Origin of the sequence: Allokutzneria sp. A3M-2-11 16 (assembly GCF_024213555.1) — a bacterium.
Taxonomy (GTDB): domain Bacteria; phylum Actinomycetota; class Actinomycetes; order Mycobacteriales; family Pseudonocardiaceae; genus Allokutzneria.
The window spans coordinates 1-25,668 of the sequence record NZ_JANAVO010000007.1 but is presented as its reverse complement, the minus strand read 5'-3'; the positions used below and the strand labels follow the sequence as shown (position 1 = coordinate 25,668).

28 protein-coding genes are annotated in these 25,668 nt (G+C 69.3%); 14 read left to right on the top strand and 14 right to left on the bottom strand.

What is annotated here, in order from left to right:
* Nucleotides 1-513 precede the first annotated feature (513 nt).
* The gene (locus NLX83_RS28925) at nucleotides 514-954 is read left to right on the top strand and encodes a cupin domain-containing protein (protein ID WP_254238373.1); all 441 of its coding nucleotides are present in this window, start codon (nucleotides 514-516) and stop codon (nucleotides 952-954) included.
* On the opposite strand, the gene NLX83_RS28920 is transcribed toward NLX83_RS28925, so the two are convergent.
* From NLX83_RS28920 to NLX83_RS28910, 3 genes are read right to left on the bottom strand one after another with little or no spacing between them, the layout of a single operon-like run.
* Complete coding sequence (locus tag NLX83_RS28920; RefSeq protein WP_254238372.1) at nucleotides 939-3,293, bottom strand: bifunctional salicylyl-CoA 5-hydroxylase/oxidoreductase; 2,355 nt, start codon at nucleotides 3,291-3,293, stop codon at nucleotides 939-941. The two genes, NLX83_RS28925 and NLX83_RS28920, sit on opposite strands and share 16 nt — an antisense overlap.
* Nucleotides 3,290-4,924 carry an AMP-binding protein gene (locus NLX83_RS28915; RefSeq protein ID WP_254238371.1) on the bottom strand — a complete coding sequence of 545 codons (1,635 nt, stop codon included), beginning with the start codon at nucleotides 4,922-4,924 and terminating at the stop codon, nucleotides 3,290-3,292. The genes NLX83_RS28920 and NLX83_RS28915 overlap by 4 nt, the downstream gene beginning before the upstream one ends.
* Before the next feature lie 32 nt (nucleotides 4,925-4,956).
* On the bottom strand, nucleotides 4,957-5,868 hold the full coding sequence (locus NLX83_RS28910; RefSeq protein ID WP_254238370.1) for an acyl-CoA thioesterase: 912 nt from the start codon (nucleotides 5,866-5,868) through the stop codon (nucleotides 4,957-4,959).
* 84 nt (nucleotides 5,869-5,952) lie between these two features.
* Here NLX83_RS28910 and NLX83_RS28905 point away from each other — a divergent pair, with 84 nt between their 5' ends.
* A complete protein-coding gene (locus tag NLX83_RS28905) occupies nucleotides 5,953-6,384 on the top strand; it encodes a RidA family protein (RefSeq protein WP_254238369.1) in 432 nt (143 codons plus the stop codon).
* Here NLX83_RS28905 and NLX83_RS28900 read toward each other — a convergent pair.
* The gene (locus NLX83_RS28900) at nucleotides 6,362-7,204 is read right to left on the bottom strand and encodes a PaaX family transcriptional regulator (RefSeq protein ID WP_254238368.1); all 843 of its coding nucleotides are present in this window, start codon (nucleotides 7,202-7,204) and stop codon (nucleotides 6,362-6,364) included. The genes NLX83_RS28905 and NLX83_RS28900 overlap by 23 nt on opposite strands.
* A gap of 52 nt (nucleotides 7,205-7,256) precedes the next feature.
* Here NLX83_RS28900 and NLX83_RS28895 point away from each other — a divergent pair, with 52 nt between their 5' ends.
* The 4 genes from NLX83_RS28895 (at nucleotide 7,257) to NLX83_RS28880 (ending at nucleotide 10,080) form a co-directional block, all read left to right on the top strand.
* Complete coding sequence (locus tag NLX83_RS28895) at nucleotides 7,257-7,799, top strand: AAA family ATPase (protein WP_254238367.1); 543 nt, start codon at nucleotides 7,257-7,259, stop codon at nucleotides 7,797-7,799.
* Between the two features lie 47 nt (nucleotides 7,800-7,846).
* A complete protein-coding gene (locus tag NLX83_RS42040) occupies nucleotides 7,847-9,010 on the top strand; it encodes a glycosyltransferase (protein WP_254238366.1) in 1,164 nt (387 codons plus the stop codon).
* Between the two features lie 223 nt (nucleotides 9,011-9,233).
* Nucleotides 9,234-9,413, top strand: coding sequence for a hypothetical protein (locus tag NLX83_RS28885; RefSeq protein ID WP_254238365.1), 180 nt, complete (start codon nucleotides 9,234-9,236; stop codon nucleotides 9,411-9,413).
* 10 nt (nucleotides 9,414-9,423) lie between these two features.
* The gene (locus NLX83_RS28880; protein ID WP_254238364.1) at nucleotides 9,424-10,080 is read left to right on the top strand and encodes a DUF222 domain-containing protein; all 657 of its coding nucleotides are present in this window, start codon (nucleotides 9,424-9,426) and stop codon (nucleotides 10,078-10,080) included.
* Here the strand turns inward: NLX83_RS28880 and NLX83_RS28875 are convergent.
* The 3 genes from NLX83_RS28875 to NLX83_RS28865 form a co-directional block, all read right to left on the bottom strand.
* On the bottom strand, nucleotides 10,046-10,687 hold the full coding sequence (locus NLX83_RS28875) for an alpha/beta hydrolase (protein ID WP_254238363.1): 642 nt from the start codon (nucleotides 10,685-10,687) through the stop codon (nucleotides 10,046-10,048). The genes NLX83_RS28880 and NLX83_RS28875 overlap by 35 nt on opposite strands.
* A 109-nt stretch (nucleotides 10,688-10,796) precedes the next feature.
* The gene (locus NLX83_RS28870) at nucleotides 10,797-11,369 is read right to left on the bottom strand and encodes a hypothetical protein (RefSeq protein WP_254238362.1); all 573 of its coding nucleotides are present in this window, start codon (nucleotides 11,367-11,369) and stop codon (nucleotides 10,797-10,799) included.
* Entirely contained in the window at nucleotides 11,369-12,349 is a 981-nt protein-coding gene (locus NLX83_RS28865; protein ID WP_374118827.1) for a polyprenyl synthetase family protein, read from the bottom strand. Before NLX83_RS28865 ends, NLX83_RS28870 begins: the two co-directional genes overlap by 1 nt.
* A gap of 223 nt (nucleotides 12,350-12,572) precedes the next feature.
* On the opposite strand from NLX83_RS28865, the gene NLX83_RS28860 reads away from it, so the two are divergent.
* Both NLX83_RS28860 and NLX83_RS28855 read left to right on the top strand, forming a co-directional pair.
* Entirely contained in the window at nucleotides 12,573-12,761 is a 189-nt protein-coding gene (locus tag NLX83_RS28860) for a hypothetical protein (RefSeq protein WP_254238360.1), read from the top strand.
* Between the two features lie 27 nt (nucleotides 12,762-12,788).
* A complete protein-coding gene (locus NLX83_RS28855; RefSeq protein ID WP_254238359.1) occupies nucleotides 12,789-13,013 on the top strand; it encodes a hypothetical protein in 225 nt (74 codons plus the stop codon).
* A gap of 197 nt (nucleotides 13,014-13,210) precedes the next feature.
* Here NLX83_RS28855 and NLX83_RS28850 read toward each other — a convergent pair whose 3' ends face one another.
* The 6 genes from NLX83_RS28850 to NLX83_RS28825 form a co-directional block, all read right to left on the bottom strand.
* Nucleotides 13,211-13,492, bottom strand: a complete 282-nt coding sequence (locus NLX83_RS28850) for a hypothetical protein (RefSeq protein ID WP_254238358.1) — start codon at nucleotides 13,490-13,492, stop codon at nucleotides 13,211-13,213.
* Nucleotides 13,493-13,543: 51 nt separating this feature from the next.
* On the bottom strand, nucleotides 13,544-14,404 hold the full coding sequence (locus tag NLX83_RS28845) for an alpha/beta fold hydrolase (protein WP_254238357.1): 861 nt from the start codon (nucleotides 14,402-14,404) through the stop codon (nucleotides 13,544-13,546).
* Nucleotides 14,405-14,469: 65 nt separating this feature from the next.
* Complete coding sequence (locus tag NLX83_RS28840; RefSeq protein WP_254238356.1) at nucleotides 14,470-15,051, bottom strand: TetR/AcrR family transcriptional regulator; 582 nt, start codon at nucleotides 15,049-15,051, stop codon at nucleotides 14,470-14,472.
* Nucleotides 15,052-15,078: 27 nt separating this feature from the next.
* The gene (locus NLX83_RS28835; RefSeq protein WP_254238355.1) at nucleotides 15,079-15,438 is read right to left on the bottom strand and encodes a glyoxalase superfamily protein; all 360 of its coding nucleotides are present in this window, start codon (nucleotides 15,436-15,438) and stop codon (nucleotides 15,079-15,081) included.
* A gap of 97 nt (nucleotides 15,439-15,535) precedes the next feature.
* A complete protein-coding gene (locus tag NLX83_RS28830) occupies nucleotides 15,536-16,648 on the bottom strand; it encodes an alpha/beta hydrolase family protein (protein ID WP_254238354.1) in 1,113 nt (370 codons plus the stop codon).
* A gap of 23 nt (nucleotides 16,649-16,671) precedes the next feature.
* Nucleotides 16,672-16,815 (bottom strand): hypothetical protein, encoded by a 144-nt coding sequence (locus NLX83_RS28825; RefSeq protein ID WP_254238353.1) that lies wholly within the window; start codon nucleotides 16,813-16,815, stop codon nucleotides 16,672-16,674.
* A 121-nt stretch (nucleotides 16,816-16,936) separates the two neighbouring features.
* Between NLX83_RS28825 and NLX83_RS28820 the strand changes: the two genes are divergently transcribed.
* Genes NLX83_RS28820 through NLX83_RS28810 form a run of 3 tightly spaced genes read left to right on the top strand, consistent with a single transcriptional unit; the run spans nucleotide 16,937 to nucleotide 19,263 of the window.
* The gene (locus NLX83_RS28820; RefSeq protein WP_254238352.1) at nucleotides 16,937-17,590 is read left to right on the top strand and encodes a response regulator transcription factor; all 654 of its coding nucleotides are present in this window, start codon (nucleotides 16,937-16,939) and stop codon (nucleotides 17,588-17,590) included.
* Entirely contained in the window at nucleotides 17,590-18,726 is a 1,137-nt protein-coding gene (locus tag NLX83_RS28815) for a sensor histidine kinase (RefSeq protein WP_254238351.1), read from the top strand. Before NLX83_RS28820 ends, NLX83_RS28815 begins: the two co-directional genes overlap by 1 nt.
* 42 nt (nucleotides 18,727-18,768) lie before the next feature.
* Nucleotides 18,769-19,263, top strand: coding sequence for a GNAT family N-acetyltransferase (locus NLX83_RS28810; RefSeq protein ID WP_254238350.1), 495 nt, complete (start codon nucleotides 18,769-18,771; stop codon nucleotides 19,261-19,263).
* Here the strand turns inward: NLX83_RS28810 and NLX83_RS28805 are convergent.
* Nucleotides 19,232-19,807 (bottom strand): TetR/AcrR family transcriptional regulator, encoded by a 576-nt coding sequence (locus NLX83_RS28805; RefSeq protein WP_254238349.1) that lies wholly within the window; start codon nucleotides 19,805-19,807, stop codon nucleotides 19,232-19,234. The two genes, NLX83_RS28810 and NLX83_RS28805, sit on opposite strands and share 32 nt — an antisense overlap.
* A gap of 124 nt (nucleotides 19,808-19,931) precedes the next feature.
* Here NLX83_RS28805 and NLX83_RS28800 point away from each other — a divergent pair, with 124 nt between their 5' ends.
* From NLX83_RS28800 to NLX83_RS28790, 3 genes are all read left to right on the top strand, one after another.
* Nucleotides 19,932-20,954: an NAD-dependent epimerase/dehydratase family protein gene (locus tag NLX83_RS28800; RefSeq protein ID WP_254238348.1), complete on the top strand. Its 1,023-nt coding sequence runs from the start codon at nucleotides 19,932-19,934 to the stop codon at nucleotides 20,952-20,954.
* A 440-nt stretch (nucleotides 20,955-21,394) separates the two neighbouring features.
* A complete protein-coding gene (locus tag NLX83_RS28795; RefSeq protein WP_254238347.1) occupies nucleotides 21,395-24,991 on the top strand; it encodes a GH116 family glycosyl hydrolase in 3,597 nt (1,198 codons plus the stop codon).
* Nucleotides 24,992-25,002: 11 nt separating this feature from the next.
* The gene (locus tag NLX83_RS28790; protein ID WP_254238346.1) at nucleotides 25,003-25,536 is read left to right on the top strand and encodes a GNAT family N-acetyltransferase; all 534 of its coding nucleotides are present in this window, start codon (nucleotides 25,003-25,005) and stop codon (nucleotides 25,534-25,536) included.
* Nucleotides 25,537-25,668: the final 132 nt, after the last annotated feature.

Below are 25,668 nucleotides of genomic sequence, written 5' to 3'. Positions count from 1 at the left end.
GCTGTGGCAGCCCTCCACGCGGTTCTAGCTCTCACCATTGGATCCCGCAGTTAGCGGATATCCCTTCCGATATGTACTCATAGCGGGCTCTTGGAGCGCCGCCGAACCCCGTCATGAGTACGAAACGAGGTTCGGCGGGCCTGCCCCTGGCCCGTAATCCATCCAAGCGCCCCCGCGCACCACGTAAACTGTGCCCATGCGCCCCAACCGCCCCCGCACCCCACCTCCGGCGGCCGCAACCTAGGTAACCCCGTTTCGTACTCTTAACGGGGAAGAGAGCGCTCCCAAATCCCGGCAAGAGTACGAAACGGAAGATCTTGGCGGCCTCAGCGCGGGATGAGGGTGTGCGTGGGTGAGGTGGACTCGCGGGACGGGTGCGGGTGCCAAGATCTCGTGTAGCGGCTGGACATCGCGCTCCTCGTACGGCACGTGCCCGCCCTGACGGGGCTTGTTCGCAGCCGGGCATCATGTTTCGATGACGACGGTTGCGAATACGCTATAGAAGGGCCGCACATGACCACCGACAAGCTCGACTTCACGGCCGTGCCCGTGGTGACCCGCCGCGGGCAGGAGCACGGCGACACCGGCCAATCGGGCGGCGCCGTCCGGGTTTCCGGGGTGTCCCCGCAGCACACGCCCGCGACGAGGATCTGGTTCGGCAGGGTGAGCAACGAGCCCGGGTACCGCTCCCTGCCGCACCACCACGGCGAAGCGGAGACCGGCGGCTACGTGCTCACCGGCACGGCGCGCATCTACTTCGGCGAGAGCTACGAGCAGTACCTCGACATGGCCGAGGGCGACTTCGTGTTCGTCCCGCCGTACATGCCGCACGTCGAAGCCAACATGAGCACCACGGAAGAGCTCGTGTGGCTGACCTGCCGCACCCCGGACAACATCGTCGTCAACCTCCCCGAGGTCGAGGACTCCACGCTGGCGGGCTACCGGAGAGCCTGAGGCTTCCAGCGCACGTGGACCTGCGGGTCGGAATCTCCGTCCTGGAGCAGCGAAAGACGGGGGCGCACCGCGTCGGTGCGCGCGGTCGGGGGCTTGCGCTTGCCTGCCTGGAAGGGCAACGGCCACTCCGCCGCCGGACCGCGGTACTCCTGCTCGGCAGCCGCGTGCAGTGTCCACTGTGGATCGTAGAGGTGGGTGCGGCCGAGCGCGCACAGATCGGCGCGGCCCGCCAGCAGGATCGAGTTCACGTCGTCGTAGGAGGCGATCGCGCCGACAGCGATCACCGCCGCACCGGCGGACGCCGCGACCTCGTGCCGGATCCGGTCGGCGAAAGGTGTTTGGTACGAACGACCGTAGGCCGGGCGCTCGTCCTTGGTGACCTGCCCGGAGGAGACGTCGATGGCGTCCGCTCCGTGGGCGATGAAGGCACGCGCGATCTCCACGGCGTCGTGCTCGGTGTTGCCGTCCGGGACCCAGTCGGTCGCGGAGATGCGCACGATCATCGGCCGCTCCGCGGGCCAGACGGCGCGCACCGCGTCGAAGACCTCAAGCGGAAACCGGAGTCGGTTCTCCAGCGAGCCGCCGTAGGTGTCGGTGCGCCGGTTCGCGATGGGGGACAGGAAAGACGACAGCAGGTAGCCGTGCGCGCAATGCAGTTCCAGCAGGTCGAAACCAGCGTCGGCACCGCGGCGCGCGGCCTCGACGAAGTCGGCGAGGATGCGGTCCATGTCGGCACGGGTGAGTTCGCGGGGGACCGCCGAACCGGGGCCGTAGGGAAGCGGCGAAGGGCCGACGATCGCCCAGTTTCCTTGGGGCAGCGGATCGTCCATGCCCTCCCACATGAGCCGGGTGGAGCCCTTGCGCCCGGAATGGCCGAGCTGGAGCCCGATCCGGGCGGAGCCGCGCTCGTGGACGAAGGACACGATCCGCGCCCAGGACTCGCGCTGCTCGTCGGTCCACAATCCCGTGCAGCCAGGGGTGATCCGGCCTTCGGGGGAGACGCAGACCATCTCCGTCATCACCAGCCCGGCGCCGCCCATCGCCTTGGAACCGAGGTGTACCAGGTGGAAATCGCCGGGCACGCCCTCCTCGGCAGAGTACATGTCCATGGCCGACACGATGATCCGGTTCTTCAGCTCAAGCTGTCCGAGCCGGAAGGGCTGGAACATCGCCGGGGCGACCTCGCCGAAACCCTGGTCCGCGGCGAACGCGGAGTCGACGCGGTCGGCGAACTCGGCGTCGCGGGTGCGCAGGTTCGTGTAGGTGATGCGACGTGACCGCGTGAGCAGGTTGAAGCAGAACTGTGTCGGCTCCTGGTGGACGTACATGCCGATGTTCTCGAACCACTCCAAGGAAGCCTGAGCGGCGCGCTGGGTGGATTCGACGACCGGGCGCCGTTCGGCCTCGTAGGCGCTCAACGCCGACTCGATGTCCGGGTGCTCGTGCAGGCAGGCCGCGAGGGCGAGCGAGTCCTCCATCGCCAGCTTCGTCCCGGAGCCGATCGAGAAGTGCGCGGTGTGCGCGGCGTCGCCGACGAGGACGAGATTGTCGTGACGCCACCGCTCGTTGCGCACGGTGGTGAAGTTGAGCCACTTGGAGTTGTTGGCGTACAAGCGATGCCCTGCCAGCTCATCGGCGAAGAGCTCGCGAATCCGGTCGATGGCGTGCTCGTCGGAGGCGCCGGGCGGGAGAGCGGTGTCGTGGAAGCCCGCGCGCCGCCAGACGTCCTCGTGCATCTCGACGATGAACGTGGACCCGGTGTCGGAGTAGGGGTAGGCGTGGACCTGCACGGTCCCCCACGTGGTCTGCTTGATGAAGAACTGGAAGGCTTCGAACACCAGGTCCGTACCGAGCCACATGTACTTGCTGCGCCTGCGATCCAGCGTCGGGCGGAAGACATCCGCGTGGGCCGCGCGGATCGAGGAGTTCAGCCCGTCGGCGCCGACCACGAGGTCGTGGGAGCCGCGGAGGTCGTCCGGGGCGGGCGTCGAGAAGTGCGTGGTGACACCGAGATCGTGGCAGCGCTCCTGCAACAGGTGGAGCAGGTCCTTGCGGCTCATCGCGGCGAAACCCTGGCCTCCCACGGTGTGCGTGTGCCCGCGGAAGTGGATGTCGATGTCCGTCCACCGCGCGAACCGGCTGGCCATGGCTTCGGAGAACACGGTGTCGGCGTTCTCGATGCCGCCGAGGGTCTCGTCGGAGAACACCACGCCGAAGCCGAAGGTGTCGTCGGGCGCGTTGCGTTCCCAGACGGTGATCTCGTGCGCCGGGTCGAGGTGCTTCGTCAGCGCGGCGAGGTAGAGCCCACCGGGGCCCCCGCCGACGATCGCGATCTTCAACGATCTTCCCCCTGCTCGTCGGTGATGATCTTGCGCAGCTCGAAGTGCTGCACCTTGCCGCTGGCGTTGCGGGGCAGGGAACCGCGGAACCGCACGAGGCGGGGATACTTATACGGAGCCAGGATCTGCTTGACGTGGTCCTGGATCTCCTTGGCCTTCACGGAATCGCCGAGAGCTCCTTCGCGGAGCACGACGAAGGCGCACACCACCGAACCGCGTTCCGGGTCGGGCCGGCCCACGACGGCCACCTCGAGCACGTCGGGATGCGTTTCGACGGCCGCCTCGACCTCGGGGCCGCCGATGTTGTACCCGGAGGAGACGATCATGCCGTCAGTGCGCGCCTGGAAGAAGAAGTAGCCGTCCGCGTCCCTGGTGAACACGTCGCCGGTGACGTTCCAGCCGTCGACGACGTAGTTCTTCTGACGCGCGTCGTCGAGGTAGCGGCAGCCGACTGGGCCGATGACGCCGAGCTGCCCCGGCTCGCCCGGTTCGAGTTCGGCGCCGTCGGGCCCGAGGATCGCGGCACGGTAGCCCGGAACGGGTTTTCCCGTGGCACCGGGCCGGATGTCGTCGCCCGCGGCGGAAATGAAGATGTGCAGCAGTTCGGTGGCGCCGATGCCGTTGATGATCCGGAGGCCGAGCCGATCCCTGAACTGCTCCCAGACGTGCCGGGGGATGTGTTCGCCCGCCGAGACCGCGACGCGCAGACCGGCGAGTTCGTGTTCCCGCCCTTCGCGCAGGATCGCCTTGTACGCCGTGGGTGCGGTCGCCAGCGCGGTGACGCCTTCCTCGCGGACGATGTCCAGTAGTTGCAACGGGGTGGCCCGCTCCGTCAGCAGCGCGCAGGCTCCGGCTCGCAGCGGGAAGACGACGAGCATGCCGAGGCCGAAGGTGAACGCGAAAGGCGCGGAGCACGCGACCAGATCGTCCGGCCGCAGCCGCAACACGTTGCGCCCGAAGGTGTTGTCGATGGAGAGGAGGTCGCGGTGGAAGTGCATCGTGATCTTCGGGACGCCGGTGCTGCCGGAGGTCGGGCCGAGCAGCGCCACGTCGTCCGCGGCGGTCCGCACATCGGTGAACTCACCCGATTTCGCGCTGGCACGGGCAATCAGGTCGCTGGAGCCGGAGCCGCCGTACTCCACGACCGTCAACGACGGCAGCGCCTCGTACACCTCTTCGGCGAAACGGGAATCGACGAGCGCTATCGACGGCAATGTCCGCTCTGCGATGGGAATGAGCTCGCGGGCGCGCAGGGCGGCCATCGTCATCACGGCGACGCCACCGGCCTTGAGCACGCCGAGCCAGGCTGCCACCGTCCACGGCGTGTTGGGGGAGCGCAACATCACGCGCTGCCCCGGGACCAGACCGAGATCTTCGGTCAACACCTGGGCGACTTGGTTGGCTCGCGTGCGCAATTGGCCGTAGGACCAGGATTCCCCGCCTGGTGTGCGCAATGCGGGCCGATCCGCGCCGAAGGTCGCGACCGCCACATCGATGAGCTCCGTCGCCGCGTTGAGCCGGTCCGGGTACCGCAGCTCCGGCGTGGTGAACTCCATCGCGGGCCAAAGGGACTCGCTGGGTAAGTGGTCTCGGGTGAAGGTGTCCACGTGCGCTGAAGGCGAGAGAGGCAACGGAGGAGTCCTTCCGGGAGCCGCCGGAGCGGTCAGGAGGCGCGGATCATTCCCTCCTGCACGACAGTGGCGAGGTGGCGGTGATCGCGGGTGAAGAAGCGCCCGGTGCTCACGCCCCGACCGGCGTCGGCGGCGACCGCGTCCTGGACGTAGAGGAGCCAGTCGTCGACCGGTTCCGTGCGGTGGAACCACATGGCGTGGTCGAGACTCGCGGTGACCAGACCTGGCTTGGCCCAAGGGAGATCGAGCACCCGCAGCACGGGTTCGAGGATCGTGTAGTCGCAGACGTAGGTGAGCGCGGCGAGATCCCGCTGGGTGTCGCTGAGCCCGTCCACGGGGCGCAGCGCGTCGAACGGCCTGACCCACACCGCCTGGTGCGGGGCCAGTTCGCCTTCGACCGTGAGGTAAACCGGGCCGGGCACGTGCCGCATGTCGAAGCTGCGGCCGCCCGACCAGTACGCCTTCGACGCCTCGGTCATGGTCCCGCCGTCGCGCTCGGCGAGGTAGGCGGCCGAGCTGGGCAGCTCCTCCGGGTCGGGAACCGCCTCGGTGAGCTCGGACAGGAACGTCCCGCCGGGCTCGCCCGCCGCGAAGTTCGCCAGGCAGACGTAGACCGGCTTGCCGTTCTGGAAACCGCGCACCTGCCGCGTGCTGTAGCCGCGCCCGTTCCGCAGCAGCTCCACCTCGTAGCGCACGTGCGCGCCGATGTCCGCGGGCCGCAGGAAGTAGCTGTGCATCGAGTGCAGGGTCTTGCCGTCGTCCACCGACCGCATGGCCGCCGCCGCGGCCGCCGCCACCAGGTCGCCGCCGTAGGCCTTGGGCCACGGGCAGGGCTGGGTGAGCGCGGTGAAGGCGAGGTCGAAGTGCTCGGGCTCCGCGGGCGTCAGCGTGACCGCCGCGGTGAAGACCGCGGAGGTTCGGTGCTTGCTGGGGTCGGGCTCCACGAGGTCGCTCCGTTCCGGTCGGCAGCTATATCGCATTGTTCACGGCCGTCAGATAAAGTCAATAACGACGAGGCTGGAGGCCGGATGAGACCGATCCCCGTGAACCCCGACGCACTGCCGGCTCCGCGCGGCTACTCGCACGGAACCCTGGTGGGCAACACGCTGCACCTCGGCGGGCAGACCGCGCTGGACGCCGAGATGCGGATCGTGCCCGGCGGCATCGTCGAGCAGTTCCGCCAGGCGTTCGGCAACGTGCTGACCACGCTGCGCGAAGCCGGCGGCGAGCCCGAGGACCTGGTGAGCGTGACCATCTACCTCACCGACATCCCCGACTACCAGGCGCACGGCAAGGAGATCGGCCGCGTCTGGCGCGAGCTCGCGGGCCCGGTCTACCCGGCCATGGCCGGGATCGGGTGCACCGCGCTGTGGCAGCCCGAGGCGATGATCGAGATCCTCGGGGTGGCGGTGATCCCCGAACACCGGCTCCGGACGCCTACTGCGCGCGCTTCCCGTTGACGACCTTCAACGCGTGTTTTTCCGCCAGCGGAGCCAAGATCTCGTTCAGCTCGACGAAGCGCTCGCCCGCGGTGTTGCCTTTCCAGTCCGCGGGCAGCAACGACAGGGGCAGCCCCGGATCGCGATAGGGCAGCTGCCGCCAGTGGGTGAGCATCGGGACGTAGATCCCGAACGCCTCCTGCGGCGTCATGTCCTCGGTCGGCACCCGTGGCCCGTAGCGGTCCAGGAAGTCCGCGTACAGCTGGCTCAGCTCGTCCAGGTCCCACCACCGGCGCACCTTCGCGCGGACCTCGCCGAAGGCGAAGTGCCGACTGGTGAAGATGTCCACGTACTCCGACAGATCCCGGCGCCGCAGGGTGTCTCGCGCCTCCTGCGCCAGGTTCGCCGGTGCGATCCACACCCCCGGCGCCGCGGTGCCGAAACCCAGGCGGGTGAGGCTGGACCGCAGCGCGTGCCGCTTCTCGCGCTCGGACTCGGGCACGGAGAACACGACCAGCGCCCAGCCGTCCTCCTCCGTCGCCCGCGTGCGCTCGAAGATCCGGACGTCACCCTCGGCCAGGACCTCCAGGGTCGGCGCGGACAGCGCGTACCCCGCGATCGCGGACTGGCGTTCGCTGTCGAGCACGCCGCGCCGCTTCAGGCGGGAGATCGAGGAGCGCGCGGCCTGGCTCTCGATCCCCAGGTCCGCCATCAACGCCACCACGGCGGCGACGGAGAGCCAGTTGCCCTCGGCGCGCGCGTACAACCCGAAGATCGTGATGATCAGCTGTGCGAGGCGGCTGTCCCGGCCACCTGCGGCCGACTGGGGCGCTGCCGTCATGTCAGCACCCTACGTCAGCCAGAACCCCGGTCCCGCTTGTAGCGTGCTCCAGGTGGCGAGACTGATCCATGTGAACGGCCCGTCCGGTGTCGGCAAGTCGACGTTCGCGCGGGTGTACGTCGACCGGCACCCCGGAGTGCTCGACCTCGACATCGATCAGGTCGTCCATCTCGTCGGCGGGTGGCGGGACGATTTCTGGAAGGCGTTCGAAGCCGCGCTGTCGTTGGCGGTCAGCATGGCCGAGGCGCACCTGCGGACGGGGCACGACGTCGTGATGCCGCAGATGTTGACCAAGGTGGAGGAGGCCGAGGACTTCCAGGCCGCCGCCGACCGCGCTGGTGCGGAGTACCACGAGATCGTGCTGATGGCCGGTAAGGAACAGATGATCGACCGTTTCGCGAGCCGGGCGGCGGGTGCCTCGGACGTGCACCGCCACATCGACGACATCGTCGTGCGCGGCGGCGGCCCGGTGTTCCTGGAACGAATTCACGACCAGCTCAGCGCATACCTGGACGCGCGCCCGGAGTGCGTGGTGGTGCGGACAGACGGACGTGACCCGGCGCAGACCTACGACGCCGTCCTCGCTGCCCTTTAGGACCGGGATGGTTGCGCGCCCGCTCCGGCACTGATCTTGTGAGCCGTGTGCGCGTTCTCCTCACCGGTCTGCCCATCCAGTCCCATCTGATCCCGGCGTTGGTCCCCGTCGCGAAGGCTTTGCAGCATCGTGGGCACGAGGTCGCGCTCGCCACCGGCGCGGCGGTCAAGGCGCAGATCGAGCGCCACGGCATCGAGGTCCTGGTGATCGAGTCCGCGCTTTCCCCGGAGGATGTCGACCAGCCGACGCGGCAGTGGTGCCCAGAACTGACGGGCCCGCTCGACGTGCCCGTGTTCTCCGATGAGATGACCGAGTCGTTCGCGGCCGACCTCATCGAGGTGGCGAAGGCGTGGCGCCCGGACGTGATCGTGCGCGAAACCAATGAGTACGGCGGATATCTCGCCGCCGAGGTGCTCGGCCTGCCCCTGGCGATGATCGACATCGCGCCGCTGATCACCCGGCTCGTGCCGGATCTCACCGATCGGCTGAACCACCTGCGCGAGAGCTTCGGGCTGGCCGCGGTGGACTCGTTCACCCACGCTCACGGCAGGCTCACGGCGGGTCTGCTGCCGGAGTCCTGGTATCCCTCGGATCTGCGCTCGCCCGGCCTCCGGCACTACCGTGCGCCCGATGCCGTCGACACCCGGCCGTTGGACTCCACGATCGCCCATCTTCCTGCCGACGTGCCGCTCGTTCTCGCGAGCTACGGCACGAGCACGCACTGGCTGTTGGGCGCCGATTCCAAGCTGATGCACATCACCGTGGAAGCGTTGGGATCGTTGGAGATTCAGGCCGTGGTCGCGCTCGGCACCGAGGAGGCGGTGGGGCGGTGGAACGGCCCGCGCCCTCGCAACGTGCACCTGGTGTCGTTCGTGCAGCAACGGATGCTCGTCGGCGCTTGCGATGTTTTCCTGACGCACGGCGGTTTCAGCGGCGTCCGCGAGTCGCTGTCGGCGGGTACACCGATGGTCGCGCTCCCGTTGTTCGCCGACCAGCCCTCGAACGCATCTCGTGTTGAGGAACTCGGACTCGGCTTGCGGACCGACGTTTCCGGAATCGCGGCGGACGTCCGGCGGGTGTTGGCCGAGCCCGGATATCGCTTGGGAGCACGCGGTTTTCAGCGTCAGATCCTGGGCTTGCCGCCGTTGTCGAGCTTCGCGGTTGACTTGGAAACCCTTGGTGCTGCTGGTTCCTGCGTGGGGTCGGCTTGACCTGGGGCCCCTTGCGCGTGCCGTTGGGCCTCTCGGGGGCACGGGATGAAACCCCGGCCCTCGCGGGGGAGCGTATGGCACGCGCTCCCCAGGAGGTGAAGCCGACCGTTCCAGCGGCGGCTCGCGGTTGTGCGGCGCCTGGTTTTTCCTTGTGTGGCAACGATGTGACAAGCTGAAGAGTTGTGATTGAGTGGAGGTATCCACGCGGGAGGGAGGTGTGATCGTGTTGGATACCAAGGCAATTAAGACGATCAGCAACCTCCTGACCGCCGTCAAAACCGATGCGGCTACTCATGCCGACGAGCGTGTCCTGCACGCCACCTACAGATGCAATGACCTCGCGATCCTGTTGCGAGACAAGCTGAAGATTCACCCCGGCGAAGCCAAGCGACGCACGAGGTAGGTGCGCGTTGGTGATCTCGGATGCGATCAAGCGTCTCCCTACGGAGTACGCAGCGGACGCCGATCGTGTACTGGCGGATGTGGCGTCGACGTTGGACCCGGAGCAGTTGATGCGTGCCGGGAAATATGTGCGGACGCTGGTCGATCCCGGCGGCGTCTATAAGGATGAGCAAGACGCCACAGCGCGACGTGCGGCGCGGATGTCGCGTGGCAAGGACGGAAGCCTGCACTTCAGCGCTACGGTCGGTCCGATCATCGGTGAGAAGATCTACAACCTGTTCCTCGCGATGACCAAACCCAAGTCTGTGGACGGGGAGAAGGACCCGCGTACGTTTGAGCAGCGGTTGGCCGATGCGTTCATCAAGGCCATGACGATCGCGATGACCGCCCACGATATTCCCGGGCTGCCGCGTTCGCTGCTGATCGTGACGATGGACTTCGACAACCTGCAGCACAGGACCGGGTGCGGGGAGACCCAGAGCGGTCAGCCGGTGTCGCCGGACCTGGCGCGCCAGACCGCCTGCGACGCCGACACCCTCCCGATCGTGCTCGGCGGCAAGGGTGAACCCCTCGCCTACGGACGCACACGACGACTCGCCTCACCCGCCCAACGGCGGGCACACCGGAACCGACCTAGGACAAGGCCAGCCAGTCGACGACCGTCTTGATGACGAAGGCTTGCCACTGCTGGCTTTGCGGGTTCACGTTGTACGGGTCGCCGGGCACCGCGAAGCCGTGTTGAGCGCCCTCGATCTCCACGAGCTCGTGCTCGACTTGGAGTTGCCGAGCAGCTGACCGCGACGACTCGACGAAGGTGTCCTCTGTGCCGTGCACGATCAACGTCGGAGCGACGATGTCCCCGAGTACCTCATGGGGCCGGAACTGGGGGTTGAGCAGGACGAGCCGGGACAGGTCGTCGCCGCCGCGTGCCGCGCAGTGGGCGGCCAAGCCCCCGCCGAAGCCCATCCCGACCACGCTCAGCGCCGGTGCGCCCCACTGCCCGCGGATGTGGTCGAAAGCGGATCTGATGTCGTCGAGATGCTGCGGTCCGTCGCTCTCACCGCGTCCTCGCAGATCAAAACGCAGGCTGCCGATCCCCACCCTGGCCAGACTGTGGGCGAGTGTGGTGAAGAACCCGCCTTCGTCCCTGGTGGCCCCAGCGCCGTGCACGAAAACCGCCGCGTGCGAGACAGCTGAGCCAGGTTGCACGAGCGTGGTGTCAAGGCTCGATCCGTCGAGGGCGAGGACGGTCGTTTCAGCGAGCTGGATCGCCACTGGCAGCCTCCGAGGCAGGGATCGCGCGGACCGATCGACCCATACTCCCAGAGCTAACGAGATCCTCGGGCGAATCGCTGGTGCGCCACCTGTACGTCGGCGGCTCAAGTCACACCGGCAGGAGCAGCACCGACAGCGTCGTTCCGACGATCGCCCCGCCGACGGTCTGCCCGAGCGTGTGCTGGCACAGCCGCACCCGGGACCAGGCGATCACCACGACCAGGACCCCGGAGAGCAGCCAGAGACCGCCGAAGGTGACGGCCGTGATCACGACGACGCTACTGGCGACGCTGGTGTGGATGGAGATCTTCCAGGCGAGGGACACCAGGAACACCACGATCGCCCCGGTGAGCACGATCCTGGTCACCGCGAGCAGGTTCGCCGGGACGCCCGGCGCGGCGCTCAGCACGGCCACACCCGCGGCCACCGAGGCCAGGCTGAACAGCAGCGGCACGACGCGCTCACGCCGAACGGTGACGTGCCGGTCCGTCCACCGGTTCGACCGGACTCCCCACACGATGCCCACATGCGGCAGCACGCCGCAGAACAGCGCGGCGACGGTTCCCCACAGCAGACCGGATGGAGCCTGCCACCCGATGGCGATCAGCAGCAGGCTCAACACCGCCGTGGGTGTGCTGGCCTCGGTGATCCACCGCGCGAGGCGTTCGCTGTCACCTGGCATCAGCGGTCCCGGCCCGTGACGAGGGCTGCAAGCGCGTACAGGTCGGCGGCCTGACCCGGGATCTCAGCGAGGGCTGCTTCGGCGTAGCGCTCGGCTTCCCGTTGCGCCCAGGCACGGCCGCCCGCCGCCTCGACCAGGCCCGCGGCGCGCTCGACCTCGGCTTCGGTCAGCGGGCGGTCGAGCCGGTACAGCGCGGCCAGTTCCGCCCCGGCCTCCGTGCCGGAGTTGAGCGCGGCCACCACGGGGAAGGATTTCTTGCGGTTGACCAGATCGCTGCCCACCGGCTTGCCCAGCGCGTCGGGGTCACCCCAGATGCCGAGCAGGTCGTCGACCACCTGGAAGGCCATCCCCAGGTGCTCGCCCATCCGTTGGAAGGCGGAGATCTGCGCGGGGTCGCCGCCTCCGGCTAACGCGCCCAGCGCGCAGGCGCAGGCCATCACCGCCGCCGTCTTGCCCGCGGCCATGTCCTGGCACTCGGCCATGCTCACGCGGTCGCGCAAAGGGAAGTCGGTGTCCGCGCTCTGGCCGTCCATCAAGCGGCACAAGGTGATCGCCATCGTTCGCATGCCTGGCGCGGACGCCGTCCTGCCGCCATCGGTGAGCAGGCGAAGCGCCAACGCCCACAGCGCGTCCCCGGCCAGGACCGCCGCCGGGACGCCGAAGACCGCCCACGCGGTCGGCCGGTTCCTGCGCATGCGGTCACCGTCGATGATGTCGTCGTGCAGCAAGGAAAAGTTGTGCACCAACTCCACCGAGACCGCCGCGAGGAGGGCGTCCTCACCAGCGCCCCCGACCGCCCGGGCCGACAACAACGCCAGCGCGGGCCGGATCATCTTGCCGACGTTGTCGTCGGTGACCGGCTCACCACGCTCGTCCAGCCAGCCGAAGTGGTAGCCCGCGACCCGCCGCACCGGAGCCGGCAGCGTCTCCACCGCCGCGCGCAACAGCGGAACGACCGTGGCGCGGCACTCCGCGAGGATCGGGACGACGCCGCCGCTGTCACTGTTTTTGGGGTCGCGCTCGAAGACGTCGGTGCGACGCACTTTCTCTTCCGGGTTCGCCGTCATCGCGCCCAGGCCTTTCTTCGAACCGCGCATCCCACAGGGCAATCGGCCGGGCAGAGTAGTGGGTTGGTGCCTCCGCCGCACGTCGTGAGTAGTTGCGCGGATGAGCGCCGGGCCGATCGATGCCAGGGTCTTGTCCATGACGACGGACACGGGAAAGTTCTTGCCGATCGCCAAGCAGGTGGGCGGTGTGTGGCTGATCGGTTCGGCCGTGGCGGGGGTCGGACTGCCGCTGACCCTCGGCGCGATCTTCTTCGGTGGCGTGCTGGTGTTCTTCGTCCTGCTGGTGGCCATGGTCGCGGGCGGCGTGGTCCTGCTGTCGGCCTGAGCCGCGACGACCGCTCCGGCGTCGGCGATGACCGCCGATCCCGACATGCGGCTGTGGTGGGCGCTGCTGGTCGAGGGCGTCGGCGGACTCGCGTTCTACCTCGCCTGGAAGGCGGGCTGGCTCACCTGGTCCGCGATGCCCTGGTCGTTCCTCTTGGCAGGACTACCGTTCGCGATGATCGCGGCGCTCTTGGCACTGGTTCCCCCATCCACCACCAGGTCGCGCCCCGCACATGGTCACGAGCACTCCTGACACCACCTACACTCATCCCCACCACATCGCCGCCCGCGCCCTCCCCAAACATCCGCGCGCGCAGCCTAGAGAACCCCGTTTCGTACTCATTACCGCGAATTAGAGCGCTCCAAAACCCGCTAAGAGTACGAAACGGAAAAAACGCGAGGGGGGTTCGGGTTGAGTGGGGTGGGTGTGGAGGTGTGGTGGGGCGGGGCTCAAGGCGGAGTGATGGGGGCGGCTAGCAGGCGGTTCAGCTCGGTCTCGGCCTCCTCGTAGCCGGCGTCGGAGATCCGTTGCAGTTCGCGCAGATCCCTCGCCGCGACCGCGCGCCGGGTCAGCAGGCGCCCGGCCCGCATGCATCCCTCGTCCAGCAGTTCGCTGAGTTCGTCGAGGTCCCCGCGCGCGTCGGCAAGATCAGCCAGCCGGTCCAGCGCCGTCTCGTTGCCCTCGTCGGCGAGGGCGCGCAGGGTCTCCCGGTCGAAGTTCGGACTCGTCATGACGACATTCTCCGACCTTGCCCCAGGGGCAAGCACAACCCCGCGGTCGTTTCAGCTGACGTGCTCGTGTGACGCGCGGACGGTCACGAAGTCGACGGCGCGGGTGATCGTGTCCTGGTCGCGGAGCAGTCGCCAGTGGCCCAGGTCCTCGACCGTCACCAGTTCTGCGTCTGGCCAGGTCTCGGCGAGGGCGACGCTGTCGGCGTAGTGGGTTTCGCGGTCGGCCGGATCGTGCACGGTGAGCAGGGGCGGCAGGGAGAGCTGGGTGAGCTGGGTGAGCTGCGCAGGCATGTCGTAGTCGTCCCACGGCGTGCCCACGCGCCGGGCGACTCGTTCGATCATGCGGGTGCGGATGCGTTCGCCGAAGCCGAGGGCGGCCGCGAAGTCGACGGTGAGCGGGGTCGGCTGGGCCATCGGCGCCAGGAACACCAGCCGTGCCGGGCGCATTCCGTTGCGCAGAGCGGAGAAAGTGGACGAGGCCCCGAACGAGTGGGCGATCACCGCGTGCGGCTGCCCGTGTACTGCCACCACCGCGGTGAGCGCGTCGGTCATCTCGGGGCTGGTCGTGCGGCGCGGGCCGAGAAGCCCGGGGTCGGACGCGCCGTGGGAGAGCGCGTCGAAGGTGACTACGCGGTGCCCGGCCGTGAGCAGGGGCGCGACGAACGGGTGCAGTTGCGACGAGGTGCCGCCCCAGCCGTGCACGAGGTAGACGACCGGGCCAGTGCCCCAGGTTCGGCCGCGGACGGCGCGGTCCTCGACGTAGACGGTGAACGGTTTGCCGGGTGGCAGCACGTCCGCTCTCGCCTTGCCGCGGAACGGCGGCACGGTCAGCCACAGGCGCTCGGCCCAGCGGGCGCCGAGGCCGGGAGCGAGGCGTTCCAGGGCCCTGAAGGCGGCCCGGGCGGCGAGCATTTTAAGACGAACGATCGTGCTTTTTTGTGCGGACACGTGAGGCGCCTTTCGCGATGGGGGAGGGATCAGGCCCTGGCAAGGTCCAAGAGGGACTCGAAGGCGCGGCGGGCGCGGGTTTCGCTGTCCGGCGCGGCCAGCAGCCTGCTCGCCAGGTGGCGCGAGAGCATCACGCCGTCGAGCTCGAAGGCGAACTGCTCCGGGTCGGCACCGGCCCGGAAATGGCCCTCCGCCAGGCCGGTGCGGAAGACCTCGGCGAGCGAGTCCCGCCAGTCCCGCTGGTAGCGGACGAGCAGGTCGCGCGCGGGACCCGGCTGATCGTCCAGTTCGGAGGACGCGGCGACGAACAGGCAGCCGCCGGACTGGCTGTCCCAGGTCAGCCAGTTCTCGAACAGCGCGCGCACGCGCGGCTCACCACGGGGCCGCGCCAGCGCGGGCACCATCACCTCGGCGACGAACCGGGCCCGCGTGTGCTCCAGGACCGCCACCTGCAACGCCTCCTTGGAACGGAAGTGCGCGTACAGGCCGCTCTTGGACAGCGCCGCGCTCGTCGCGAGCGTGCCGATGGTGATGCCGCCCAGCCCGACCGATCGGGCCAGGCGGCTCGCCGTGTCCAGGATCGCCCCGCGGGTGGCCTCCCCCTTGCTCATGGCCGCGACAATAGCACGATCGTTCGGTCAGTCGAGTTGCTGCAGGACGATCCCGTTGCCGTCGAGGTCGTCGAGCTGGGCGAGCCGAACTCCCCAGGGGGTCTTCTCCACCTCGCCGACCACGACGCCCTTCCCGAGCAGCTCCAGGCGGGCGCGCTCGACGTCGTCGACGGTGTACACGAGTCCCTTGACCGAGCCCGGGGGCATGGTGGGGAACCAGGTGACCAGCGTGATCTCGACGCCACCGCCCGGCGGGGAGAGCAGGACCCACCGCGCGTCGGGCCCCATGGCGTCGTCGGAGATCACGTCGAAGCCGAGCTTGTCGACGTAGAAGCGCTTGGCCTTGTCCTGGTTCCGGACGGGAACGGACACGATGGCGATCTTCACAGGTGCTCCTGACACGAAATGGCTCTGAATCCACCTGAGGCTAGGCAGCGCGAGTTCCACCGCCATCTGCCGAAAGGGATATTCCCGGCGCACGCGGTCATGCGCAGAAGGTGAGCTCGGGGTGGTGCGGGGACGGCCGCTCCAGCAGCGGCTGGTGCCTGCCGAGCAGGTGCCGGTCGAGGAAGGCCCTGACGTAGGTCCGCGTGATGGCCTGGACGCGCTCGGAACGCACGTCGGCACCGAGGTCGACGCCGAGCTGGTCGGCGAAGAGCCCGACATCGGTGAACGAGGCGTGCTGCGCGCCGGTCACCGACAGCCAGCGCTTCCACCCGGTCAGCCGCGGCCAGTCCTGCTTCCAGGACGGATCAGCGCACGCGGGCGCGGCGCCGACGCGCTTGCCCAGGAACAGGAACGGCCGCGCCAGGCCGGAGTCGGGGAGCGGGATGTAGGTCCGGCCGTCGATGTCGAAGCCCGCGCGGATGCGGGGATCGGCGAGCATGGTGGTCGTGGTGCTCCCGCCGCCCGCGGAGTGCCCGCCCATCGCGATCCGCGCGGGATCGATCAGCTCGGCCGCGGGCCAGCTCGGGCGCGGCGCGGTGAGCTGGTCCAGCACGAACGACACGTCGGCGGCCCGGCCGCGCGAGAGTTTCTCCCAGAAGCCCGGGAGGTGGTCGACCTCGCACGCGGCGCATGGGGTGACACGGCCGTCAGGGAAGCTCGTGGCGCGGTCCTCGTAGGTGTGGCCGACCAGCGCCACGACGTTGCCGTGGCTGGCCAAGTCCTCGGCCAGCGCGGTGAGCGTGGCCCGGGGCTTGGTGAAGCCCGGTGACAGCACGACCAGCGGCAGGCTGTGCCGCAGACCGGCGGGCCGCGCGTCGCGCACCGAGTGGATTCGCGTCCTGCTGAGCAGATCCGGTGGCACGGTGGTGACTCCGCTGCTCGTGAGCAGGGACTCCGACTCCGCAGGCGTCACGTATTGCGCCTTCGGCCCGCTGCGTGTGCTCGTCGGGTAGAAGAGGGTGACCATCAGCTCCCTGGCGTTCACGGATGGGACCCACGGATCGGGGCGTGAGGTGTCCTTCAAGTGCAGCGAGGTGCTGCCGACAGGTTGTCGGCTGCTCGGGGCGGGGAGATGGGGCACGGTGTCCGCCACGGCGGGTGCCGCGGACAACGTGAGGGCCAGTGCCGTGACGACGGCGATGCTGCGCATGTCTTTCCTCGTTTTCTTCTGGATCACAAAAGGGAAATCGCTTTGTCCAGACCGGGATCGCGGCCCGTGGACAGGTCCGCATTGAGCACCTTTCCGGCGGCACAGGCACCCGCCCCGGCGAGCGCCGCGACGGTGAGTGCCGCGACCAGGTGCCGGAGGTGTCTCACGAGAACTCCCGTGTCCGTGGATGCTGTCGGTCGGGGCGAGTTCTACGCGGTGATCGGTGTCAGCCGGGTTTCACCCGGAGTGAGACCGCGCCGAAACCTCCGGCTCGGAATACTGATCCGCATGCGAGTGCTCGTGGTGGAGGACGATGAGGAGCTGGCGCAGACCGTGGCCGCCGGGCTGCGCCGCGCGCACCTCGCCGTCGACGTGGCCTTCGACGGCGCGGGTGGCCTGGAACGCGCACTGCACAACGATTACGACGTGATCGTGTTGGACCGCGACCTGCCCGCGGTGCACGGCGACGACGTGTGCCGGGAGCTGGTCGCGGCCGGGTGCCGCGGTCGCATCCTGATGCTGACCGCCGCCGCCACCACCGAGGACCTCGTCGACGGACTCGGCCTGGGCGCGGACGACTACCTGCCCAAGCCGTTCGACTTCCGCGCTCTGGTGGCGCGGATCGGCGCGCTCGCCAGGCGCGCGCATCCCGCCGCGCCGCCCGTGCTGCGGCGCGGGGACGTCGCGCTCGACACCGCGCGGCGCCGGGCAACCCGGGGGGATCAGGCGCTTTCCTTGTCTCCCAAGGAGTTCGGTGTTCTGGAGCTGTTGCTGGCCGCCGAGGGCCGCGCGGTGTCCGCCGAGGAGCTGCTGGAGCGCGTGTGGGACGAGACGACCGACCCGTTCACCAACGCCGTGAAGATCACCGTCAGCCGGTTGCGGGCGAAGCTCGGCGATCCGCCGGTCATCGAGACCGTGGCGCGCAGCGGGTACCGGATCTGATGGCCACCGCGACCGTCCGCGGGCCCCTGCCGCGCCGGACCGTGCGACTGCGGTTGACGCTGTGGTACGGCGGCCTCTTCCTGTTGTGCGGCATGGGTTTGCTGGCGGCCACGTATCTCCTGCTGCGCCACGCGGTCCCCGGTGACGCGCCGCACCTGGAGATTCCCGGCTCGCCCGACCGGCTGCCCGAGGACGCGCGGCTGATCGTCACCGAGGCGGAGCGGGCGCTGGGGAGGATGCGCGACGACGTGCTGGAGCAGCTGCTCGTGCAGTCCGGGATCGCGCTCGCCGTGCTGGTGCTGCTCGCGCTCGCGCTGGGCTGGTGGCTGGCCGGGCGCATCCTGCACCGGTTGCGCGCGATCACCTCCACCGCTCGGGAGATCTCCGCGACCAACCTGCACCGGCGCCTCACGCTGCCCGGCCCCGACGACGAGCTCAAGGAACTGGGCGACACCTTCGACGACCTGCTCGACCGGTTGGAGGCGTCGTTCCAGGCGCAACAGCAGTTCGTGGCCAACGCCTCGCACGAGCTGCGCACGCCCCTGGCCCGCCAGCGCGTGATCGGCCAGCTGGCCGTCGCCGACCCCGACGCGACCCTCGACTCGCTGCGCGCGGCGCACGAGCGCGTCCTCGCGGCGGGCGCGCACCAGGAGCGGCTGATCGAGGCGATGCTGACGCTCACCCGTAGCCACGCGGGCTTCACCGTCCGCGAGGACTTCAACCTCGGCGAAGTGGTCCGCGAGGTGGTCGGGGCGCGGCACCGGGCTGAGGTGACCATCAGGACGTCGATCTCGGACAGCCCGGTGACAGGCCACCGCGCGCTCGCCGAACGCCTGGTCGTCAACCTCGTCGACAACGCGATCCGGCACAACGTGGCCGACGGCTGGGTCGAGGTCTCGTGCGCGGGCGGGGTCCTCGCGGTCGCCAACTCGGGGCCGATCGTGCCCGCCGGTGACGTCGAGCGGCTCTTCCAGCCGTTCCAGCGACTCGGCCCGGCCCGCACCGGCACCGGCATCGGGCTGGGCCTGTCCATCGTGCGGGCGATCGCGACCGCGCACGACGCCACGGTCGAGGCGACACCACGAGCGGACGGCGGACTGGTCGTCACGGTGACCTTCCCCGACTGTACCTACTAGTATGTATAGTCGGGGCCGTGTCGAGAGTTGAGGAGAACGAGGATGGCAGCGGTCCGCCCGGCCCGGAGGAGCGATCTCGCCCAGCTGGTCGCCATCTACAACCACTACATCGACCATTCGGTGGCCACCTTCGACACCGAAGCCGTCACCGTGGAGAGCCGGACGGCGTGGTTCGACTCGTTCTCCGAGACCGGCCCGTACCGGCTGCTGGTCGCCTGCGACGGTGACCGCGTCCTCGGATGCGCGTCGAGCAGCCAGTACCGCGCGCACCCCGCGTTCGCCGAGACCGTCGAGCTCGGCATCTACCTCGACCCGGGGCGTCGCGGCGGCGGCGTCGGCTCCGCCCTGTACGGCGCGCTCCTGGACCGGCTCAGCTCGGAGAACCTGCACCTCGCGGTCGCCGGGATCGCCCTTCCGAACCACGCTTCCATTGCGCTGCACCGAAAATTCGGGTTCACCGATGTCGGTGTGTTCGAGCAGTACGCCACCAAGCGCGGCGCCTACATCAGCTCCCTGTGGCTGCAACGCCGCTTGTGAGTAGTCCCAGCACTCCGGTGATCGCCGCGTCGAACGGGGCCACGGAGTCGGACGCACGCGCCAGCACGTAGCCGCCCTGGAGGACCGCGACGATGGTGGCGGCGGTTGTCCCAGGATCCAGCGACAGGTCCAGCTCACCCCGCTCGCGGCCTTCGGTCAGCACCGCGGCGAGGCTTTCGCGCAGCCACGTCAGGGTTTCCTCGACCGGGGCCCGCAGCGTCGCGTCGGCCATGACGTCGGGGTCCTGGGTGAGCCGTCCGATCGGGCAGCCCTTCAGGACATCGCGTTCCCGGCGCAGGTAGGCGGTGATCCGCTCCAGTGCGGTGCCAGGACCGCGGAACTGCTCGTCCGCCTTCGCGCGCAGCTCCTCGCCGGTGCGCCGGATCGCGGCCAGCGCCAGGTCCGGCTTGCCGGAGAAGTGGTGGTACATGCTGCCCTGCCCGGCCCCGGCGCGCTGCTGGATCGCCTTGGGACTGGTGCCGGTGTAGCCGCGCTCCCACAGCAGTTCGCGGGTGCTCTCGATCAAACGGTCCGCCGTGCTCATGCCCCCACCCTACATACTAGTAGGTACAAGGCTGGTCGCTGAATGTGGTGACGGAGGGCTTCGGCTAGCCTCCGCCGCCCGGGAAAATCCCGGTCGACGCGCGCTGGGCTGCCAGGAGGTTGCGGTGAGGGTGCTTGTCACCGGCGGTGGGGGATTTCTCGGGGCCGCGGTCTGCGCGAGCCTGACCGACGCGGGGCACGAGGTGTCGTCGTTCGCCAGGAGCACGCACACGGCGCTCGCGTCGCTGGGCGTGCTCCAGTTCCAGGGGGACCTGCGCGACGAGCAGGCCGTGTCCGGGGCTGTCGCCGGGCACGAGGCGGTCGTGCACTGCGCGGCCAAGGCCGGGACGTGGGGGCCGGAGCGGGAGTTCTACGAGACCAACGTCCTCGGCACGCGGAATGTGATCAGCGCCTGCCGGGAGCACGGGGTGCGGCGGCTCGTGCACACCTCCAGCCCCAGTGTCGTGCACTGCGGCGAGGACCTGGACGGCGTGGACGAGTCGGCGCCGTACGCCACGCGCTTCTCCTCCGCGTACCCGCGCACCAAGGCCGAGGCGGAGCGGACCGTCCTCGGCGCGAACTCGCCCGAACTGGCGACGGTGGCGCTGCGCCCGCACCTCATCTGGGGGCCGGGAGACCCGCACTTCGTGCCGCGCGTCATGGCGGCGGCGAAGGCGGGGCGGCTGAGGCTGCTCGGCGCGGCGGACAAGCGCATCGACACCGTGTACGTCGACAACGCCGCCGAGGCGCACCTGCTCGCGCTGGAGCGGCTGCAGCCGGGTTCGCCGATCGCGGGCCGGGCGTACTTCATCACCCAGGACAACCCACAGTCCACAGAGGACACACTGGCGGCGCTGCTGTGGGCGGTCGGGCTCCCGCCGGAGACCCGCCGGGTGCCGCGCGGACTGGCCAAGGGGGCCGCGTCGGCGCTGGAGTTCGCCTACCGAGCGCTGCGCGTGCGGGCCGAGCCGCCGCTGACCAGGCTGGTCATCGACCACCTCGGCACCGCGCACTGGTTCGACATCTCCGCCGCCCGCCGTGACCTCGCCTACTTCCCGCGCGTCAGCTCCACGAGGGGCCTGCTCCGGCTGCGCGCGTCCCTCGCACCGGTGATGCAAGCCCCCGCCCGCACTCCGCCCACCAAGTAAACTCTGTCCCATGCACTCCACCCGCCCGCTCACCCCCTCCTCGGCGGGTGCCGTCTAGAGAACCCCGTTTCGTACTCATAACGGGAAAAAGAGCGCTCCAAAAACCCGTTTTGAGTACGAAACGGGATTTTGGGCTGCCCGGCTGATGTTCTGGGGTGCGTGCGTGCGGGGGGCGGGATCAGCATGATGAGCAGCAAGATCGGCAGCACCGGCGTCCGCGAGTCCTTTTTGGACGAACTCGAGCCCCGGCCGACGTGATCACCAACGGCCGGTGAGCCGGGTTTCGTGCTCTTGGCAGTCGAACAACGCGCAGTTGAACGGCCAAGAGATCGACCAGACGCAGTCTCGACCGCGCGTCCGAAGAGTGCCAGGGTGACTAGAAAACGTTTACTCGTTTGTGCTCCGGCGAATTCGGCTGGGCCTCACCGTGGAGGCTGCGCATGTCGACCACCCCTGCCCCGGACCAGAACCAATCCACCGACTGCTGCCCCGACACCGGCTGCTGCGCGCCCGAGGGCCAGTCGCGGCGCACGTTCCTCACCCTGGGCCTCACCGGCGTCGGCATGCTCGCGGCGCCGGAAGGGGCCGCCGCCGCGCTCGGCCTGGACGCCGCGGGACTCGTCTCGATCCCGGCGGAGAAGAACCTCACGCCCGAGTCCGTGCGGGCGCTGCTCGCCCGCGGCACCCCCACCGAGTACCGGGGCGAGGCGTTGCAGCGCATCGGGATGCCGGTCGGTGGCGGCTGCGCGGGCCAGGTCTACCTCGCGGGCGACGGGCGGCTCTGGGCGTGGGACATCCTCAACCCCGCGTCCTTCCCGCTCGGCGGGGCCAGCTACGACGGTCCGCACTACGCGCACCCGCTGACCGCGCGCCCGCGATTCCCGCAGGGCTTCACGATTCGGATCACCGCGGGCGGCCGGACCCGGACGCGCACGCTGGACGCGGACGGTTTCGCCGACGTGCGGTTCATCGGGCAGTACCCGGTCGGCACGGTGACCTATCGGGCGCCGGACAGCCCGGTCGAGGTGGTGTGCAGGGCGTTCTCCCCGTTCGTCCCGATGTCCGTGCCCGACTCGACCTTGCCCGCCACCGTGCTGTCCTTCACGGTGCGCAACACCTCCGGTTCGGAGGTCCGGGCCGAACTGGTCGGCTCCTCGGCCAACCCGGTGTGCCTGACGACCCGGCGCCAGCAGCCGATCCAGCTCCGGGCTACGCCGTTCGTGCGACCCGGCCTGCGCGGTGTCGAGTTCTCCGCCGCCGAAGCGGCCGCGCGAGTGAACACCGACATCCTGTTCGAGGACTGGCAGTCCGCCACCTACGAGGGCTGGACGGTGACCGGCGACGCGTTCGGCAGCGGACCGGTCACCCCCGCGGAGCTGCCGAAGATGATGCGCCGCTTCGGTGATCTGACGATCTCCGGCCGGCGCTTCGTGACCTCGTACAACTTCCGCGCCGGTGGTGACCCCGACGGCTACCAGGGCACGTTGACCAGTCGGCCGTTCACCGTCGAACGCCGCTACGTCGCGGTGGCGGTCGGCGGCGGCAACCGGCCCGGTGAGGCGTGCGTCGAGGTCGTGGTCGGCGGTCAGGTGGTCGCGAGTGCCACGGGCGCCAACAGCGAGCCCACCGTCGCGGTCATGCTCGATGTCGGCGCGCACAAGGGAAAGTCCGCGCAGATCCGGATCGCCGACCGCTCCAGTGGGCCGTGGGGGCACGTCAACTGCGACGCGATCGTCTTCACCGACAACGCGGACATCCTGTTCGAGGACTGGGAATCCGGCACCTACAACGGCTGGACGGTGACGGGCAACGCGTTCGGCGGCGGACCGGTCACGCCAGCTGAGACCCCTGAGGGCTTCCGCAGGCCGTTCGGCGAGATCACCGATCTGAACGTGTCCGGGACGCGGTTCGTGACCTCCTACAACTTCCGTGCGGGCGGTGATCCCGACAGCTACCAGGGCAAGCTGACCAGCCGGTCGTTCACGATCGAACGCGACTACGTGACCGTGTGGGTCGGTGGCGGCGGACATCCTGGCACCTGCGTGAACGTGTTGGTGGACAACGAGGTCGTGGCTAGCTTCACCGGCCAGGAGATCGAGCCGCTGACCGGGATGTCGATGGACGTGAGCCGCTGGAAGGACCGCACGGCGCGCATCGAGATCGTCGACTCCGTCGCCGGTGGCTGGGGACACGTGAACGTGGACCGCATCGTGTTCAGCGACCGCCCGGTGCGCCGCAGGCCGATCGCCGAGCTGCCGGAGTTCGGCACGTTCGCGCTGGCCGCGCTCGACGACGCCGCGGTGGTGAACGGCGGTGACGGCGAGTCGGCCACCGTGACCGTGCCGTTGACCATCCAAACTGGACAGTCCAAGTCCGTGCGATTCGCGCTGGGATGGCACTTTCCCACCCCTCAGCCGACCCATTTCTCCTTGTTGCAGGACGGCGCGCGGCTGCGTCACCACTACGTGACGCGGTTCGGTTCGGCCCGTGTGGTCCTCGAACACATCTCGGGCAACCGGGACCGGCTGATCGAGCTCACCGAGTCCTGGGTGCGCACCTGGTACACGGATTCGACGCTGCCGCACTGGTTCCTGGAACGCACGATGGCCAGCGCGTCCACCTTCGCCACGAACACCTGCTACCGCTTCGACAACGGCCGTTTCTACGCCTGGGAGGGCATCTACTGCTGCGTGGGCACCTGCGGCCACGTCTGGAACTACGCGCAGACGATCGCCCGGCTGTTCCCGGAACTGGAACGCGACACCAGGCAGCGGGTCGACCTCGGCATCGCGTTGCGGCCGAACGGAGAGATCGGCAATCGCGGCGAGGCAGGCGAAGGCTGGTTCGCCGACGGGCAGTGCGGCACCATCCTGCGCGTCTACCGCGAGCACCAGATGTCGGCGAACGACGAGTTCCTGCGCCGGGTGTGGCCCGCGGTTCGCAGCGCGCTGGAGTTCGTTGTCCGCGCGGACGGCGACCTCGACGGGATTCTTGAGGGCAGCCAGTGGAACACGTTGGACGCGCAGTGGTTCGGCGAGATCCCCTGGATCAGCGGGCTCTACGTCGCCGCGCTGCACGCCGGTGCGGCGATGGCGCGGGAGCTGGGCGACACCGCCTCGGTCACCCGCTACTCGCGGCTGGCCGAACTGGGCTCTCGTTACCTGGAAACCTCGCTGTGGAGCGACAGGTACGGGTACTTCTTCCACCGCGTCGACCCCGCGCACCCGACCTCGGTGAACTCCAACCGGGGCTGCTACATCGACCAGATGTACGGCCAGACCTACGCCGCGCAGCTCGCCCTGCCCCGGGTTTTCTCGCCCAGCAAGGCCAAAACCGCACTGGCCAGCGTGTTCCGCAACAACTTCCTGCCCGATCCCGCGTCCTACCGGCCGCCCGGGATTCCGATCGGCCGGGTGTACGCCACGCCCGGCGAGCCCGGCACGCTCATGTGCACCTGGCCCTACGGCGGCTCCACCGAGTCCGGCCGCGACGGGCCCGTCGGCTACTTCAACGAGGTGTGGACCGGCCAGGAGTACCAGCTCGCCGCGCACATGTTCGCCGAGGGCATGGTCCCCGAGGCACTGGCCGTGACGCGCGCCGTGCACGACCGCTACTCCGCGGCGAAACGCAATCCCTACAACGAGATCGAGTGCAGCGACCACTACGCGCGGGCGATGATGAGCTACGGCACCTACCTCGCCGCGTGCGGCTACGAACACCACGGCCCGCAGGGCCACTTGGGGTTCGCGCCGAAGATCACGCCCGAGGACTTCCGCGCGGCGTTCACCGTCGCGGAGGGCTGGGGGCTCTACCGGCAGACGCGCCAGAACGGCAAGCAGACGTGCGTCGTCGAGCTGCGCTACGGGCGGTCACGCCTGCGCACCCTCGCCTTCGATGCCGCGGGACCGGTGAGCGCGGTGAGTGTCAACGGCAGCCCGGCCGCGTTCACGGTCAGCGGCACCAGGGTCATGGTCACGTTGGCCGCACCGGTCACGCTCACCGCGGGATCGACGCTGGAGGTCGTCCTGTCGCATTAGGATGATCGTCCATGCTGCGCGATGCCGTGATGGACGATGTGCCGGGGATTGCCGCGCTCATGCGGCAATCCGTGCTCGAGGTGTTCCCACAGTTCCACGACGAGCGCGAAACCGCTGCCGCCGCGCGCTATCTCACCGAGCCCGACACGGTGCTGATCGAGGACGGGACCTACTACGTCCACGAGGAGGAGGAGGGGCAGATCGTCGCCTGCGGTGGCTGGAGCAAACGGGACAAGCTCTACACCGGCTCCGGCGCCGCGCCGTCCGATGACCGGATGCTGGACCCGGCGACCGAACCCGCACGGGTGCGCGCGATGTTCGTGCGCGGTGACCGGACCCGCCGCGGCCTGGGACGCACGATCCTCGCCAGGTGCGAGCAGGCCGCGCGCGCCGAGGGCTTCCCGGCTCTGGTCCTGATGGCCACGCTGCCGGGGGCGCCGCTCTACCGGTCCTACGGTTTCCGGGAGCTGAGCCGCACGCGCGTGCCGCTGCCCAACGGCGTCATGCTCGACGGCGTGTCGATGGAGTACCCGCTGCGCCCCTGACCACGCGAGGCCCGTCTTGTGTCCGCCCCACCCCCACACCCCCTCAACCCGCCCCGAGGTCGCCGAAGAACCCGTTTCGTACTCTTGCCGGGATTTTGGAGCGCTCTTTTTCCCGTTATGAGTACGAAACGG